Annotated in this window: 15 protein-coding genes; 12 read left to right on the top strand and 3 right to left on the bottom strand. The window is 36.2% G+C overall.

All coding sequences use genetic code 11. The features are described 5' to 3' along the window. Positions 1-154 precede the first annotated feature (154 nt). The 8 genes from deoC (at position 155) to N0K73_RS00965 (ending at position 9099) form a co-directional block, all read left to right on the top strand. The gene (gene deoC / locus N0K73_RS01000) at positions 155-814 is read left to right on the top strand and encodes a deoxyribose-phosphate aldolase (RefSeq protein ID WP_112250997.1); all 660 of its coding nucleotides are present in this window, start codon (positions 155-157) and stop codon (positions 812-814) included. Between the two features lie 10 nt (positions 815-824). Further along, on the top strand, positions 825-2012 hold the full coding sequence (locus tag N0K73_RS00995) for a phosphopentomutase (protein WP_112250995.1): 1188 nt from the start codon (positions 825-827) through the stop codon (positions 2010-2012). A 37-nt stretch (positions 2013-2049) separates the two neighbouring features. After that, the gene (locus tag N0K73_RS00990) at positions 2050-3000 is read left to right on the top strand and encodes a sugar-binding transcriptional regulator (protein ID WP_112250992.1); all 951 of its coding nucleotides are present in this window, start codon (positions 2050-2052) and stop codon (positions 2998-3000) included. A gap of 18 nt (positions 3001-3018) precedes the next feature. Beyond that, a complete protein-coding gene (locus N0K73_RS00985; protein WP_057974676.1) occupies positions 3019-4317 on the top strand; it encodes a pyrimidine-nucleoside phosphorylase in 1299 nt (432 codons plus the stop codon). A gap of 63 nt (positions 4318-4380) precedes the next feature. Then, the gene (gene deoD, locus N0K73_RS00980) at positions 4381-5091 is read left to right on the top strand and encodes a purine-nucleoside phosphorylase (protein ID WP_057974677.1); all 711 of its coding nucleotides are present in this window, start codon (positions 4381-4383) and stop codon (positions 5089-5091) included. Between the two features lie 16 nt (positions 5092-5107). Next, positions 5108-6313: a NupC/NupG family nucleoside CNT transporter gene (locus N0K73_RS00975; protein ID WP_112250990.1), complete on the top strand. Its 1206-nt coding sequence runs from the start codon at positions 5108-5110 to the stop codon at positions 6311-6313. A 23-nt stretch (positions 6314-6336) separates the two neighbouring features. Next, a complete protein-coding gene (locus N0K73_RS00970) occupies positions 6337-7638 on the top strand; it encodes an NCS2 family permease (RefSeq protein WP_112250988.1) in 1302 nt (433 codons plus the stop codon). Between the two features lie 225 nt (positions 7639-7863). Continuing rightward, complete coding sequence (locus N0K73_RS00965) at positions 7864-9099, top strand: MFS transporter (RefSeq protein ID WP_112250986.1); 1236 nt, start codon at positions 7864-7866, stop codon at positions 9097-9099. An 82-nt stretch (positions 9100-9181) separates the two neighbouring features. On the opposite strand, the gene N0K73_RS00960 is transcribed toward N0K73_RS00965, so the two are convergent. Next, positions 9182-10063, bottom strand: coding sequence for a polysaccharide deacetylase family protein (locus N0K73_RS00960; RefSeq protein ID WP_146302274.1), 882 nt, complete (start codon positions 10061-10063; stop codon positions 9182-9184). A gap of 288 nt (positions 10064-10351) precedes the next feature. On the opposite strand from N0K73_RS00960, the gene rbsK reads away from it, so the two are divergent. The 3 genes from rbsK to N0K73_RS00945 are packed head-to-tail and all read left to right on the top strand — an operon-like array spanning position 10352 to position 12686. Further along, positions 10352-11287: a ribokinase gene (rbsK, locus tag N0K73_RS00955; protein ID WP_057974680.1), complete on the top strand. Its 936-nt coding sequence runs from the start codon at positions 10352-10354 to the stop codon at positions 11285-11287. 29 nt (positions 11288-11316) lie between these two features. After that, positions 11317-11739 carry a D-ribose pyranase gene (gene rbsD, locus N0K73_RS00950; protein WP_057974681.1) on the top strand — a complete coding sequence of 141 codons (423 nt, stop codon included), beginning with the start codon at positions 11317-11319 and terminating at the stop codon, positions 11737-11739. A 32-nt stretch (positions 11740-11771) separates the two neighbouring features. Further along, positions 11772-12686 carry a GRP family sugar transporter gene (locus N0K73_RS00945; protein ID WP_112250975.1) on the top strand — a complete coding sequence of 305 codons (915 nt, stop codon included), beginning with the start codon at positions 11772-11774 and terminating at the stop codon, positions 12684-12686. 105 nt (positions 12687-12791) lie between these two features. On the opposite strand, the gene N0K73_RS00940 is transcribed toward N0K73_RS00945, so the two are convergent. Both N0K73_RS00940 and N0K73_RS00935 read right to left on the bottom strand, forming a co-directional pair. Beyond that, the gene (locus N0K73_RS00940) at positions 12792-13685 is read right to left on the bottom strand and encodes a LysR family transcriptional regulator (protein ID WP_112250973.1); all 894 of its coding nucleotides are present in this window, start codon (positions 13683-13685) and stop codon (positions 12792-12794) included. A gap of 86 nt (positions 13686-13771) precedes the next feature. Further along, entirely contained in the window at positions 13772-15532 is a 1761-nt protein-coding gene (locus N0K73_RS00935) for a CocE/NonD family hydrolase (protein ID WP_112250971.1), read from the bottom strand. 294 nt (positions 15533-15826) lie between these two features. Between N0K73_RS00935 and ptcA the strand changes: the two genes are divergently transcribed. After that, positions 15827-16858 carry a putrescine carbamoyltransferase gene (gene ptcA / locus N0K73_RS00930; protein ID WP_057974683.1) on the top strand — a complete coding sequence of 344 codons (1032 nt, stop codon included), beginning with the start codon at positions 15827-15829 and terminating at the stop codon, positions 16856-16858. Positions 16859-16882 lie beyond the last annotated feature (24 nt).

The raw sequence follows: 16882 nt of genomic DNA, 5'->3' as shown, positions 1-16882 counted from the left end.
AACGACTGCCTCAGGCAGTCGTTTTTTTGTTTAATTATAACGATAAATAGAGGGAATAATAAATATTAAGTTTACAAAATTTACAAAAAACTATTTACATTTGTAAAAGTAAGCGCTATCATTTGACTTGTAAAGACGAAAGGAGATACACAAAATGAAAATTACAACAGGGGAACTAGCAAAATACTTAGATCATACTAAATTAAATCCGGATGCAACGAAAATGGATATTGAAACGATTTGTGCGGAGGCACGTCAATATAATACGGCATCTGTCTGCGTTAATGCGCATTGGGCATCATTGGTTACAGAAAAATTGGCAGGAACGGATGTTAACACATGTGTTGTTGTCGGATTCCCATTAGGAGCAACAAGTACACAGTCAAAGGTGGCAGAAACAAAAACTGCCATTGAAGATGGCGCAAAAGAAATTGATATGGTCATTAATATTGGCGAATTAATTGGTGGAAACAATGAAGCAGTTGAATCCGATATCAGTGCGGTTGTACAAGAAGTTCATAAATCGGGTAAATTATTAAAAGTTATTATTGAAACATCATTTTTAAATGATGAACAAATTGTTAGAGCTTGTGAATTATCTGAAAAAAGCCATGCAGACTACGTTAAGACATCTACGGGATTCAGCGCTTCTGGTGCCAAAGTAGAAGATGTGAGTCTGATGCGTAAAACAGTCGGTGATCGATTAGGCGTGAAAGCTTCCGGTGGTATTCATAGTCGCGAGGAAGCAATTGCAATGATTGAGGCAGGAGCAAGTCGATTGGGCGTTAGTGCAACTAAGAAAATTCTAGAATAGGGTGGAAAAAATGAAATATAAACGTATTTTTGGACTCGTTCTTGATTCTGTCGGGACGGGTGCTGCAGATGATGCAAAAAATTTCGGCGATGAAGGGTCTGATACATTAGGACATGTCGGTGAAGCTTACAAAGGTATGCTGAAAATACCTAATCTCCAAAAGTTAGGTATTTCAAACATTCGTGAGAACACTATCGAAGGCGTTGCTGCCGAAGAAGAGCCTTTGGCTAGTTTTGGAAAAATGAAAGAAATATCAGTTGGAAAAGACAGTATGGACGGACATTGGGAAATGATGGAATTACCTGTTGTTCAAAAACTAAGCTTCTTTCCAAATGGGTTTCCACAAGAATTACTTGATAAACTAACAGAATTTTCTGGTCGTAATATTGTGGGTAATCGTCCTGAATCGGGAACTAAGATTATTGAAGAATTGGGTGAGCACCAATTAGAAACTGGCGATTTAATCGTTTATACGTCGGGCGACTCTGTCATTCAAATTGCAGCAAATGAAGCAATTATTCCCGTTGAAGAATTATACCGTATTTGTGAATACGCGCGTAGCCTAGTCAATGGTCCTGAATATACAGTTGGACGTATTATTGCTCGTCCTTACATTGGGAAGACCAAAGACACATTCACTCGAACAGCCAATCGTCATGATTTTGCGTTAAAACCAACTGGAAAAACGGTTATGGATTACCTGCAAGAAGATGGGTTTAAAACAATCGGAGTTGGTAAAATTAATGATATATTCTCGAAACAAGGGATTGACGAGGGTTATCATAATGAAAGTAATATGGACGGAATGGACCATGTTGACCATGTTATGGCAGAAGATTTTACAGGTTTTTGTTTTATTAATTTAGTTGATTTTGATGCTATGTACGGACATCGACGTAATCCGATTGGGTTTGGACAGGCATTAATGGATTTTGATGTACGTTTGGGTACAGTTATTGAAAATATGAAACAAGATGATTTACTGATGATTACTGCAGATCACGGGAATGATCCAACATTTAAGGGTAGCGATCATACAAGAGAAAATGTGCCATTATTAGTTTACTCACCACAAAATAAAAAGAGCGTAAATCTAGGCACTAGAAAAACATTCTCAGATTTTGGTGCAACAATATTGGATAACTTTGGTGTTCAAGGTGAGGACAGGGGAACTAGTTTTTTAGATAATCTTGAATAATCAATATGAATGAAACAGACAATGGGGGAAACAGCGAATTATGAAAAGCTACGATGAAGAAAAAATAAAACAAATGCTACTAATTTCTCATTTGTATTATGAAAAAAATATGGGACAAGTAGAAATTTCCAAGAAAATAGGACTTTCTCGTCCAACCATCTCACGTAGTTTGCAAACGGCTAAAGAAATGGGATTAGTAAAAATTCAAATTGAAAATCCATTTGTTGATTTTAAAGAACTGGAACAACAATTGAGCGATAAATATAAATCTAAAATTAGCATTGTGCCGACTAATTATAAGGGAGAAACGACAGCCTTAAATAGCGTTGGTATGTTTGCGGCGGAGTATTTATCACGAATTATTAAACCAGAAGATATTATTGGAATTGGTTGGGGTAAAACGGTTCATGCGGTTACGAAACATATAGAAAAACGAAACGTTTTAGGCGTTCAGGCTGTTCAACTAAAAGGTAGTGTGAGCTTTGAGAACGAAAGAACTTATGCTTACGAAAGTATTACTGAGCTAGCTAAAGCTTTCAACACGCAGGCACGGTATTTACCATTACCAACAATTTTTGACAATGTGGAAACAAAAAAAATGGTGGAGAAAGATCGTTTTATCAAATCAATTTTGGATTTGGGAAGACAAGCTAATATTGCCATTTTTACTGTTGGTGTTATTGGAAAAGATGCGCTTTTATTTCACTTAGGTTACCTAAATGATGAACAAAAAAAGGAACTAGAATCTAAAGCGGTAGGAGATATCGCATCCCATTTTATTGATGAAAAAGGGAAGATTGTTAGTCAGGAATTAGATGACAGAACCATCGGAATTCAATTAGAGGACTTAAAAAAGAAAGAGCATTCAATAGTGGTAGCTTCTGATGTTGAAAAAGCAGCAGGCGTACACGCTGTTCTAAAGGCAGGGTACGCAAATACTGCGGTCATAGGTAGCAGCTTGGCGCAAAATTTAATTGACTATAAATAAAATTGGAGCGTGAAAAAAATGAGAATGGTAGATGTCATCGATCAAAAAAGAAACGGTAAGGAATTATCTGATGAAGAAATTCAATTTTTTGTGGACGGTGTTGTAAATGGATCTGTGCCCGATTATCAAATTAGTGCTTTACTAATGTCTATATATTTTCAAGATATGACTGATCGTGAACGTGCTTCTTTAACGATGAAAATGATGGAGTCCGGCGAACATTTAGACCTATCAGACATCCCCGGTATTAAAGTTGATAAACATTCGACAGGTGGCGTCGGCGATAAGGTTAGCTTACCTTTAGCCGCAGTTGTAGCGGCGGTCGGAATTCCTGTACCCATGATTTCTGGTCGTGGCCTTGGACATACGGGTGGTACTTTAGATAAATTAGAAGCTATTCCAGGTTACCAAATAGAGATAAGTGATGAAGCCTTTATTAATCAAGTTTCAAAAGAGAAACTGGCAATTATTGGTGCTACAGGTGGTATCGCCCCCGCTGATAAAAAAATATATGCCTTGCGGGATGTTACAGATACCGTCGATTCGATCCCGCTGATTGCTAGCTCAATAATGAGTAAAAAGATTGCATCTGGAACGGATGCATTGGTGATTGATGTTAAAACTGGGTCAGGCGCATTTATGAAAACACTGGAAGATTCTACAGCTTTGGCCACAGCACTTGTTGAAATTGGAAAAAGTGTTGGAATGGATTGTATGGCAGTTATTTCTGATATGAATCAACCTCTGGGTAATAAAATTGGTAACTCGTTAGAGATAGAAGAATCAATTGATATTTTGAAGAATAAAGGTCCTGAAGATTTACGTGAGCTGGTGTTAACTTTGGGAAGTTATATGGTTATTTTAGGCGGAAAAGCTGAAAAATTTGATGAAGCTAAGCAATTATTGGAAGAAGCTATTGAATCAGGAGCTGCTTTAGATCGATTCCGCGCGATGATTAAGGCACAAGGCGGAGATGAAACGGTCATTGAAGACTATTCAATCATGCCACAGGCCCAGTATAAATTTGAGTTGCCAGCTTTAAAGAGTGGAGTAGTAGCTAAATTAACGGCCGACGAGATTGGTATTGCAAGCATGATGTTAGGTGGTGGTCGTCAAAAAGCAGGGGATCAATTAGATTATGCAGTAGGTATTGAATTGCATAAAAAAATTGGCGATAAAGTTGAAAAAGACGAATCGTTAATGACTATTTACAGTAATCGTGAGGATATTGAAGACATTAAGTCATTAATTTATGACAATGTTGAAATTGCTGAACGTGCTGAAAAACCACAAATGATTTATAAAATTATTAAATAGAGTTTCAAATAGAGTTTCAAAAAGACTAGTTTTTAAACTAATTGAAAAGTGAGGATGATTTTAATGAGTACGCACATTGGAGCACAAGCTAATGAAATCGCAGAGGTTGTTTTAATGCCAGGCGATCCTTTACGAGCTAAGTATATCGCTGAAACTTTCTTGGAAGATATTCACCAATATAATACGGTTCGCAATGCTTTTGGTTACACTGGTAGTTATAAGGGACATAGAGTATCTATTCAAGCTTCGGGCATGGGAATTCCTTCAATTTCTATTTATGCAAATGAATTAATCCAATTTTATGGTGTTAAGAAATTAATTCGTGTTGGAACTTGTGGCGGTATGGGAACCGATATTCATGTTAGGGATGTCGTCATTGCGCAAGCAGCAAGTACAGATTCAGCTATTATTAATAATACTTTCGGAAGTGGCATGTACTATGCGCCAACTGCTGATTTTAAACTATTGTTAGCTGCGCACACGGCTGCACAACAACAAGGAATTACGGTTAAAGTTGGCAATATTTTATCGGAAGACCGTTTTTATAATGATGAAATTGATCGTAATAAATTAATTGAATATGGTATTTTAGGTTCTGAGATGGAATCCGCAGCATTATATATGTTGGCAGCTAAGTATCATGTACAGGCTTTAGCAATATTGACCATTAGTAATCATATTATAACGGGTGAAGAAACAACGGCCGAAGAACGAGAAAAATCATTCAACGAAATGATAGCGCTTTCTTTAGAAACTGCTATCTCCGCTGATTAAGGGAAGAGGCAATATCATGTTTATTATTATTAATATTATTGGTTTGTTATTATTTGTAGGATTAGCTGTTTTATGTTCCAAGAATCGAAAAGATATTAAATGGTATTCAATTGGAACAATGTTAGTCGTCAATTTGATTGTTTCATGGTTATTAACTGGCTTCCCAATTGGTAGAGATATCGTGTTGGGTGCGGCTAACGGTTTTAATGCGTTAGTACAGGTAGCTTACACGGGTATCGCATTTGCTTTACCAAGTTTAGTTCATGTTAAACAAATGGATTTTGTTGTGAGTGTGTTACTACCCATTTTAATGATTATTCCATTATTTGATATTTTAACGTATATCGGTGTTTTACCATGGATTATCAAATGGATCGGCCGTGGTTTGGCAAAAGTAACGGGCCAACCTAAATTTGAATCATTCTTTGCAGTTGAAATGATGTTTTTAGGTAACACAGAAGCTTTAGCTATTTCTGGAATCCAATTAAAACAAATGAATAAACAACGTAATTTAACTTTGGCGATGATGTCAATGAGTTGTGTGACCGCTTCAATTGTTGGGGCCTACACGCAACTTATGCCAGGACAATTTGTATTAACTGCAATTCCGGTTAACGTTATTAATGCTATTATTATTACTAATATTTTAAATCCAGTCGTTGTTCCAGTTGAAGAAGATACAATCGCAACAATGTCAGCTGAATCCGGCGAAAATGGTAAAGAACCATTCTTCTCATTTTTGGGAGATTCAATTTTAGGCGCAGGTAAATTAGTTTTGATTATTACTGCAAATGTTATCGCCTTTGTTGCATTGGCAGCTTTAGTAGATAAACTATTAGGTATCGTAAATCCATGGTTAAGTTTGGAACATATCTTAGGTATTATTATGTTCCCATTCGCTTGGTTAATGGGACTAAATACAGCAGATGCTTTCCAATTTGCGCAATACATGGGAACGAAATTAGTGACGAATGAGTTTGTTGTTATGGGACAAATTACCAATTCGGTTAAAGACCTCGCGCCTCATTACCAAGCCGTCTTAACTGTTTTCTTAACGTCATTTGCTAACTTCTCAACAGTTGGTATGATTATTGGTGCGTTCAAAGGGTTAGTTAACCATGAGAAAAACGAATATATTGCTAAGAATGTTGGCTTTATGCTCTTATCAGGTGTGTTAGTTTCATTACTTTCAGCAGCAACAGTTGGTCTCTTTATCTGGTAATTATAAAATAAGGTGTGAGTGAGATGTTACAAGGTTTAAAAGAAATGATTAAAAGAAGGACTAAAGTGACTATTGGTAAAAATGATCTTAAAACTGAGATTTTAGCGGGTGTGACAAGTTTCTTTGCGATATCATATATAATGATTGTTAATCCACTTATTTTAAGTGACGCAGGTATCCCCGTTAATTTAAGTATTTTTGCAACAATTATTATTTCAGTGTTAGGTTGTTTGTTGATGGCAGTTTGGGCGAATGCTCCCATTATTTTGACGCCTGGGATGGGTGTCAATGCTTTCTTCACATACACATTAGTTGTTGGCATGCATTTTACATGGCAAGTGGCAATTGCCGTTTCCTTAGTTAGTAGCTTTCTATATCTGGTGATTGCTTTTACACCATTAAGTCGTGTTTTGGCGGAAAGCATTCCGGATGTTTTGAAAACGGGAATTACGGTGGGAATAGGGTTATTCTTAGTTGAATTAGGGCTGGAAAAGGCAGGTTTAATTACCGCCGGATCAAATGGATCTTTACTGGCCTTTGGTTCTTTACAGAACCCAACAACGTTATTAGCACTGTTTGGATTAACGTTGACCGTTATACTATATGTTAAAAAGATTCCGGGAAATTTTATTATTGGGATTATTGTGACAAGTCTTGTAGGAGCAGCTTTTAAGATTAAAGGGCAAGCGACTACAGTTGATGTCACACAAATTAAAGAATACGGTAAGTTATTATTTCAGGGCGACTTTCAAGAAATTGGTCAGTTAAAATTCTGGTTGGCCGTCTTTTCAATGACGATGATTTTAGTTTTTGAATCGATGGGGCTGCTTGAAGGACTCTTACCCGATAAAAATAAATTTAAAAAGTCATTTCAAAGTAGTGCAATTACCGCTCTTCTATCAGGTATCTGTGGAACAAGTCCAACCGTGGCTGCTGCTGAAAGTGCCGCTGGTATTGAAAGTGGTGGTCGCACTGGGATTGTGGCGGGCGTTGCTAGCCTACTGTTCGCTAGTTCAATTTTCTTAGTTCGATTTTTGAAGTATGTGCCTGAGGCGGCAATTGCACCCGTAATCATTATTACAGGTGCTTTAATGATGCAACAACTTCAACATATACAAATTCAAGATTTTAGTGAGTGGTTCCCAGCCTTTTTGATTATCGTTTTAATTCCTTTATCAGGAAGTATTGCGATAGGATTATCATTTGGATTTGTTAGTTATCCGATACTAAAGATAATGACAAAAAAGACAGATATTTCGCCAATCATGTGGATTTTAAGTATGCTTTTCTTAATAAATCTGGTGTGCACCGCATTTTTAAATTAGTAAGATAATTTTATAAAATATAAAAAAGTATTTCGTTAGGTAAGAGCATTACTAGGCATCTTAAAACGAAGTACTTTTTAGTTTGTTCAAAATGAGTAGTTTTTGAATGAAAAAGTAACTCTCTTTAAAAGTTGATTCACCTTGTAATACAAATGCATTTGGGATAAGATTTAGAAGATTAAAATAAAGAGCGACAGTGAGCGCTCATTTTAGGAGGAATTGAATATGCAACAGACAACGGCAGTGAAGCAACACCAGAATCGACTAACTAGTTACCAAGGAAAGGTTGTCGCCTCAGCAACTGCGGGCTTTGGACTGGAGAATATGGATGTCATGTTCTTGTCCTTCGCCCTATCTTCAATTATTGGGGAACTTCACTTGAATGGGTCACAGGCTGGATTGATTTCATCAATCACTAATGTAGGGATGTTAATGGGTGGTGTGATTTTTGGCATGTTGGCGGATCGATTTGGGCGTATTAAAACGTTCACTTATACGATTTTCATATTCGCATTTGCAACTGCGGCCATGTTTTTTGCCAGTAATTTAACGACTATTTATATTTGTCGGTTCTTTGCAGGTATTGGTGCGGGTGGTGAATACGGAATTGGAATGACCATTCTAGCAGAGAGTTTTAAGAAGAAAGATATGGGCCGCATTTCATCGTACGTTGGTGTTGCAGGACAGGGTGGCGCTATTTTAGCGGCAGTTTTGGCAGCATTTATATTACCACAATTTGGTTGGCGAGCCTTGTTCCTATTTGGGCTAATCCCTGTACTAATTACATTCTTTGTTCGTCATCATTTGAAAGAAAGCAAGGCATTTGAAACAAGTAAACATGATGGAAAAGGTCAATTTAAGGCTTTGTTCGCTACACGTCAGTTAACACATCAAACACTAGGATTAATGTTCATGGCAATCGTTCAGATAGCTGGCTATTTTGGATTAATGAATTGGTTACCAGCAATTATGCAAAAACAATTGGGATTAACTATAGCGGGATCATCAACATGGATGATTTCAACAATCATAGGTATGAGCGCTGGAATGTTAACGTTTGGCTGGGTTTTAGACAAATTAGGTGCTCGATTAGCTTACGGAATATTTTTATTAGCTTCGGCGGTTAGCGTCTATATTCTGACGATACCAACGAATACCATGATGATGCTTTTTGCGGGTGCATTGGTTGGTTATTTCGCCAATGGCATGTTTGCCGGGTATGGTGCGGTTGTTAGTCACTTGTACCCAACGGAAGTTCGTGCAACTGCCAACAACGTGATTATCAATGTTGGACGTGCAGTTGGTGGATTCTCATCCGTGGTAATAGGGTTTATCTTGGATCACTACAATGTAATGGCGGTTATGATTTTCTTATCATTACTCTACCTGATGAGTTTTGTTGTAATGATGAGTATTAAAAATTTAAGAAGAAGAGAATACCTGTCATTTAATCGTGATTAAAATGGGCGTTAATAAATTAAAATAAATCAAAAAAAGGATTAACCTGCTGATAATTAACAGCGAGTTAATCCTTTTAAATTTGCTACATACCGTGTTCTAAAAGATATTGATATGTAACGTCTGATAAATCGGGTGAAATACGGACACGATGTAAGGTAAATAGTCCTTGATTCTCATTAGCTAGGCCTGGCAAAGTTGTTAAACCAAGTTCATAACCTGCGGCTTGGGCCAACTTAGGTGTTTGATCGTTAAAGCGGCCAACGGGATAGCAGATAATTGAAGTTTGTTGATGAAATTTATCATTTAACCATTTCTTTGAGTCCACAAATTCAAACGTCTGTTGCGCATCGGTCATTTGATTGAGCTCTTTATGATGAACGGTATGACTTTCGATGGTTACTAAACCGGATTGGCGCATTTCATTCATTTGTGGCATCGTTAATTTATTTTTATGCCCAAAGTGATTTGTAATATAGTTAATAGTTGCTTTTTTATGATATTTTTTTAGGGCCGGATAAGCTTTTTCGTAATTATCTTTGTAGCCGTCATCAAAAGTAATCCAAACGATTTTATTAGCAGGCTTTTTATGGGTTTTAAAAACCTCAATGACCTCAGCAGGCGTTAAAGTATAATAACCATTTTTTTGAAGCCATTGCATTTGATGTGCGAATTGGGCTTCGGGGATGCGTAATGAATTTCCGACAGAGATACTATGATACATTAAAATAGGAAATTCAGTTTCTCCTTTAAAGGATTGCCAATGTGAGCTATCAATCTTTTTTTCCGAAAGGGCCTTATTTTTCTGAATGGCTTTTTTTGGAGTAGAGGGATGATTTTTTTTAATTGGGTTACTTTGTTGGTGTGAGGCAGAGGGTGTTTTCTTCCCGATAAAAAATGATGTCCCGGCACCGATGGAAAGGATAAGTAATAATAAAATAAACCAAATTTTTTTTTGCTTTAACATAATGGGCTCCTTTTAGTTTAACTACCACTATTTAATTTACCATTATGATGTGGGAAGTTCCAACATTTTAAGAATAGATGATAAGCTAATTCGATAAATAATGTCAGAAAATATAGCTAATTTTATTTATAATAATGAGAGCGGTTTAAGAGAAAACCGGAAAGCGCTTGCTAAATATAGAAAATATATTTATACTATAATGATTGAAGACGCTTCCTATTTTTTTATAACGAATGAATCAAGAAGAATGGTCTGATAAATATACTAAAGAATTGAAGGACAAGTGCAATGGCAAAAATTATTACTGTTTTAGGATCAACTAATATTGATAAGGTTATTTCTGTACCCCGTTTTGCAACTAGTGGAGAGACTTTACACACACCCAATCATCAAATTGAAGCAATGGGTGGAAAAGGCTTGAATCAAGGCGTTGCAGCTGCACGTTCTGGTGCTAAAACTAACATGATTACTAAAGTTGGTAAGGAATTCGATACGTCAAAAAATATGAATGTCGAAAATTTGAGTACAGATCATGTGATGGTTTCAGAAACTGAAGAAACAGGACAAGCTTATATCACTGTTTCAGCAGAAACTGGAGATAACATTATTCATATTTATGGTGGCGCTAATGCTGATATGACAGCTGCAGACGTCCGCGCTCATGAAGCCGCTATTGCCGAATCAGACTTTTTGATTACACAATTAGAAATTCCAATGGAAGCAGTTATCGAAGGATTCAAGATTGCTCGCGAAAATGGCGTTAAAACAATTTTAAATCCTGCTCCAATGCCTGAAAATGGTGGATTACCAGCAGAACTATTACAATTAACTGATATTATTACACCTAACGAACATGAAACATTCTTATTAACTGGTATTGAAGTGACTGATGAACATTCAATGTTACACAATGCTGCTTACTATTTTGAACGCGGAATTGATACCGTTATTATCACAATTGGATCAGAAGGTTCTTTCTTTATGCGCGATAATGGTGAAGAAGGAATTGTTCCAGCATTCAAAGTTAGTGCCGTTGACACAACTGCTGCCGGGGACACATTTATTGGCGCTACAGCTACACGATTACATGCTAACTTAGATAACTTGGCTGAAGCCATGCGTTATGGATCGGCCGCCTCATCTGTAACTGTTTCACGTGCCGGTGCACAACCAAGTATTCCAACCGAAGCTGAAGTTTTAGCCGTTTTGGATGCTCACAAATAAATTTATATTTTTTGAATAGGAGATAAATTATGCGTAAAACAAATCTTTTGAATACAAAATTATCAAATGCAATTTCTGAAATTGGACATACCCAATGGTTAACAATTGGTGATTCAGGGCTTCCAATCAAGGATGACGGTCGTAAAATTGACCTTTCAGTTATACGTGGATTACCATTATTTATTGATGTCTTGGCCGCAACATTATCTGAAATGAAAGTTCAAAAGGTTTTCTTAGCTGAAGAAATTAAAACGGTAAATCCTGAACAATATACAGCTATCAAGGCATTATTGGATGATGACGTTGAAATTATTTTTATCTCTCATGACGAACTAAAATCGATGAGCCGTGATGATAATAATATTGCTACAGTAAGAACGGGCGAAATTACGCCATTTTCAAATATTGTTTTGGAATCAAATGTTGATTTTGAAGGCGAAGCAATTAAATAAATTATTAATTTAGGAATAGGAAGATATATATAATGAATATGTTAGGCTTATTTTTTTCACTTTTAGCAATTATTGGTTGGAGTGCTTATCCAACGTTAGTGTCATACTTTGGTGGTAAACCAGTTCAAGGTATTTTTGGCGCAACATGGGGAACTTTGATTGTCGCAATTGTTCTCTCATTAGTTACAGGAATGCCAATGTTACATGGCTCTAACTTCTGGTTAGCATTCTTGTCAGGTGCTGCCTGGGCCTTCGGTAATGTCTTAACAATTATGGCCTTTGGTATGAAAGATCAAGAAGGTAACGCCTTAGGATCCGCAAAAGCAATGCCAATTTCAACCGCTTTCCAAATTACAGCGAATGTTGTATGGGGAGTTCTAATGCTTGGTAACTGGGGTCCCGTTTCATCAAAAACTTATGGATTTGTAGCCGTTGTTATTATTTTGATTGGTGCTTACTTAACGACTTACCAAGAAAAAAAATCAGCCGGTAATAAAGAATTACTTACAAAAGCAGTTGGCGTGTTATTAATCGCCCAAGTGGGTTACTCATTATATGGAATCTTGCCACAATATACTAAAGGAACTGACGGTATGCATATGTTCCTAGCGCAAGCAATGGGAATGGCAGCCTTTGGGTTAGTTCTTGGAATATACGAAGTATCAAAAAACAATAATAATATTTTTACACAAAGTGTTACGTATAAACAAATTTTTTCAGGTTTCTTCTTTGCAATGGCAGCATTAGGCTACCTTGTTTCAGCTCAACCTGCAATGCTTGGATTGGCAACTGGATTCGTCCTTTCACAAGTTTCAATTGTCGGTGCAACAATTTCAGGAATTATCGTTATGCGCACTAAGAAAACGGGTAAAGAGTGGTTAGTCATTGCTATTGGTTTAGTCATGATTGTGATTGCCGCTGCCGTAACAGTTTTCTTAAAAAATTAGACATTAATTAAGTTGAAATAAACGACTTCGAATTCTTAATTTATACGGATTCTTAATGATATAAAAAACGCAGCTATCGGACTACAATCCAATGGCTGCGTTTTTTTAATGTTTTAAAGTAGCAGATAATTCTTTTAAAAATTGATTGTTATTTTTTTTATCAAAGGCACTAACAATATTTTGGTCATGATCAATGTCCTCTAAATCCAGAATTTTAATATTATATTTTTCTTCTAAGGTACCGTCATTCATTCCTGAATATAAAAAGGCCAACCCTTTACCCAATGAGACTGTTGAAAGACCTTCATCAAGATCTTTTACATAATAGTCGGCTCTTAAGTTAAAGCCATTTTTCATTCCTTGATTAACCACGTAATCAACAACTATTGGAGATTGTTTTCGCTCTAATAAGATGAATGTTTCCTGCTTTAAATCGGCAAACTTTAGTTTTTTATGATTAACCAAAGGATGATTAATTGGTAATGCAATCTGTAAGTTATTTTCCATGAAAGGTGATATTTCTACATCTGTATTTGATTGGAAATAAGAAGATAAACAAAAAACTAAATCATAACGGCCAGTAGTCACACCATCAGCTAGATTCATTGGTGTATCTGGACTTATTAAAAATTGGACATTTGGGTGCGCTACTTTAAATTGATCTAGTCGTTCATATAGTCCAGGTATATTGAAATTAGGTAGGACACCTATTTTTAAAACAGTAGCTAATTTTTTAGAATGGTCTTCATCGGTAAACATATGCGATAATTGATCGATTTGTTCTAGTATCTTCGTTGTTTCAATAAAAAATTTTTCGCCTTCAACTGATAACTTTAAAGAATATTTTTGTCGTATTAATAGTGTGACACCTAATTCATTTTCTAATTCGTTAATACGCCTACTTAGTGTTGGTTGTGAAATGAATAATTTTTCGGAAGCACGAGTAAAACTTTTTTCAGTTGCAACTTCGATAAAATATTTTAAGGTAGATAGTTTCAAAAGATGGCCTCATTTCCAAAAAAATATGTTTGTAGTAACTTCACCTAAAGTTACTACAAACATATTAATTCAACAAGCGTGATTGATTATTTTTTCATTAAAGGTAATTGTACATATGAAGCATATTCGCCACCAGTGTGCAGAACGTGGATACCCTTGTTATCTGGAGTACATCCAGGTGTTCCGGGCATTACGGCACCTAATTCATCTTTAGAACTAATCACAATTCTTAATGTTTCGCCTGCTTTGTATGATAATCCGACTGGACTTAATACAATATCTAACTCTACAATTTCTGAGTCATCAAGTTTTTTAACTTTATCAAACGTATAAGCCGGAATTTCATCAGTTGAAATTTTAGAATTTAATTGACGCATTGAAGCACGTAATCGACCCCAAGCTCCTTTGTAACGTAATGCAGAAGCGCCTTCTTGAGTGAAATCTTGAAGTGCTGCACCATGATTAGGAACAACAAATTCACTTAAAACATTTCCGAATTTATCTAATTTTTGAACCCAAACGAAGACGTCCATATCGTTGTATCCTTCGGCTTGCATAAATAATTTTGCTTTAGGATAACCAATAAATTGTGTTTCTTCATCAAAAGTCATTTGGAAAGAGGTACGTCCTGGAAGACCACCAGCCAAGTATTTTACTGGAAGATCTTCTTGTTCAGGTTTTTGTTGTAATGCTCTGAATTTACCATTCATGTAATATTTTGTGTTATTACTTTCAGCTGGAGGGAAAGCCTCAGCTGGAATATCAGTTTGGTTACCACCTTCAAAGTCAAGTACGCTGTAACGAACTCGAGGTGTATCAAGCCAATCATTTTCTGTACCAAGTAAGTAATAGTCAAAGAAACGACGTAATTCTTCAGTGTTAGCTTTGTCATAGTAATAAGGCCATTCTTGACGATCGTGAATGCGAAGCCATTTTTCTTTTGAGCCTAATGTACGCCATGAACGGAATGTTCCTAATGTGTGTAACGTATTTGAATAGCTTGCGATAACGAAAGCAGGAATCGTAATCTTGCTTGGGTCAGCAACTTTATCTTCCCAGATAGGTGCATCTGCTAAAGGAGCAGCTTGCATTTCTTTGGCTAAATCTTCACGTTGTGCACCTTTGGCGCTAACATGGTTAACTGCTAAACGTTCAATGAAATTTTCATCAGGAATTCCACCAATGAAGGCTAAATCGCGATAGCCATCGGCAAGTCCTTCAGTTGGGTTAATACATGTTAAATGTGGTGGCATTTCTGCAGCAATATACCATTGTGAGAATGCAAGGTAAGATGTTCCTGTTAAGGCAGTTTTACCGTTAGACCACGATTGTGCAGCTAACCATTCAATCAAATCGTAACCATCTTGAGCTTCTTGTGAGCCTAACATAGTTGTATTACCTTCACTATGTGCGATTCCACGCATATCAGGATTGCAGACGGCATAGCCATGTTCTACCCAATATGCTGGATCTGGTGCTTCAAATTTTGTTAAACCTGAATTCCATTGGTTTCCCATACCGAGCATTCCAAATAGATTTTTATAACGAGGAGCTGTTCCGGCACTTTTACCGTAAGGACTCCAAGCGATTAATGTAGGAACCTTATCTTCAGTTACGGGTAAATAAACATCGGTGTAGATAGTAACACCATCACGTAATTTTACAGGTACGTCTTTTAACATTCTGATATCGCATGAAAGAGGTTTAAATCCTTCAGCGATTTGTTGGCCTTTTTTTAAAATAACTTCTTTAGTTTCGAACGGGCTAAGGACACCATGTTCAATTCCATTATCTATATAATCAAACGATGGACTAAATTTCATATCTTCAGTAATTTTTACAGTCATTTGTATTACCTCCAGTTAGTTATGTTTAAGTTCTTCAACACCCCAAAGTATACAGATGAACATTTTGAATGTACAAGAGCGTATATGCATATGAAACTATTTAGTTATAGTATTATTCATTTTTTGAATAATACTATAACTAAAATGAGAGCGATGTATTTTGTTACGCAAAATGGAACAAAATACACAGTATTATGGTAACAAACGATAGGCACTAAAAGGCTATTAATTAGTCTTAAAACAACTTATATTAGGGGTGTAGAAAAAATAAAAAATATATAGGAGATGCTTATTATGAAAAGAGATTTTATCGATACTAAGACATACACGAAAGACGAAATTCAATATTTAATTGATTTAGGAATTCAAATGAAGAAGGATATTAAAGAAGGCAATTATCCTCAACTATTAAGTAACAAGACTTTAGGTATGTTGTTTGAAGAATCATCAACCAGAACACGTGTCGCTTTTGAAACAGCTATGACACAACTTGGTGGACATGCACAATACTTAGCACCGGGACAAATTCATTTAGGTAGTTCAGAAAGCGAATCATTGGGAGATACAGCAATTGTTTTAGCTCGTTTGGTAGATATTTTAATGGCTCGTGTTGCTAAACATGAAACGATTGAGATCATTGCAGAAAAATCAACCGTTCCTGTATTAAATGGGATGAGCGATTATAACCATCCTACACAAGAAATTGGCGATATCATCACAATGGCTGAAAACTTACCAGCTGGTAAAAAATTAAGCGATTGTAAAGTTGTTTTTGTAGGGGATGCAACCCAAGTTTGTGTTTCATTAATGTTTGTTACAACTAAAATGGGCATGCAATTCGTTCAATATGGTCCTAAAGGCTACCAAATCAAACCAGAAACATTAGCAATTGGCCAAAAAAATGCTGAATTATCAGGTGGTAGCGTCTTAATTACTGAAGATGTTGAAGAAGCAATGAAAAATGCAGATTTCGTTTATACAGATGTTTGGTATGGCTTATACGAAGCAGCATTGACATATGACGAACGTATGGCAATCTTCTATCCTAAATACCAAGTTAATGACGCATTAATGGCTAAAGCAAATGCCAACGCCAAATTCATGCATTGTTTACCAGCCAACCGTGGTGAAGAAGTGACAGATAGTGTCCTAGATTCAAAAGCATCAGTTGCATGGGATGAAGCAGAAAATAGATTAACAGCAATGAGAGCATTATTAGTTTACCTAATGGCACCAAGTATGAATTATTCCGACGAATTGCTTGATTCTTTGAAGGATGACACGCTAAAAAATTTATTGATAAATCGAGTTGATTCAACGAAATAATTTCTGATTTGTCAATAAATGGAG

The organism is Dellaglioa algida (assembly GCF_030127605.1).
Taxonomy (GTDB): Bacteria; Bacillota; Bacilli; order Lactobacillales; family Lactobacillaceae; genus Dellaglioa; species Dellaglioa algida.
Note: the sequence above shows the minus strand (reverse complement) of the source record. Positions and strands in the feature narration are given on the sequence as shown.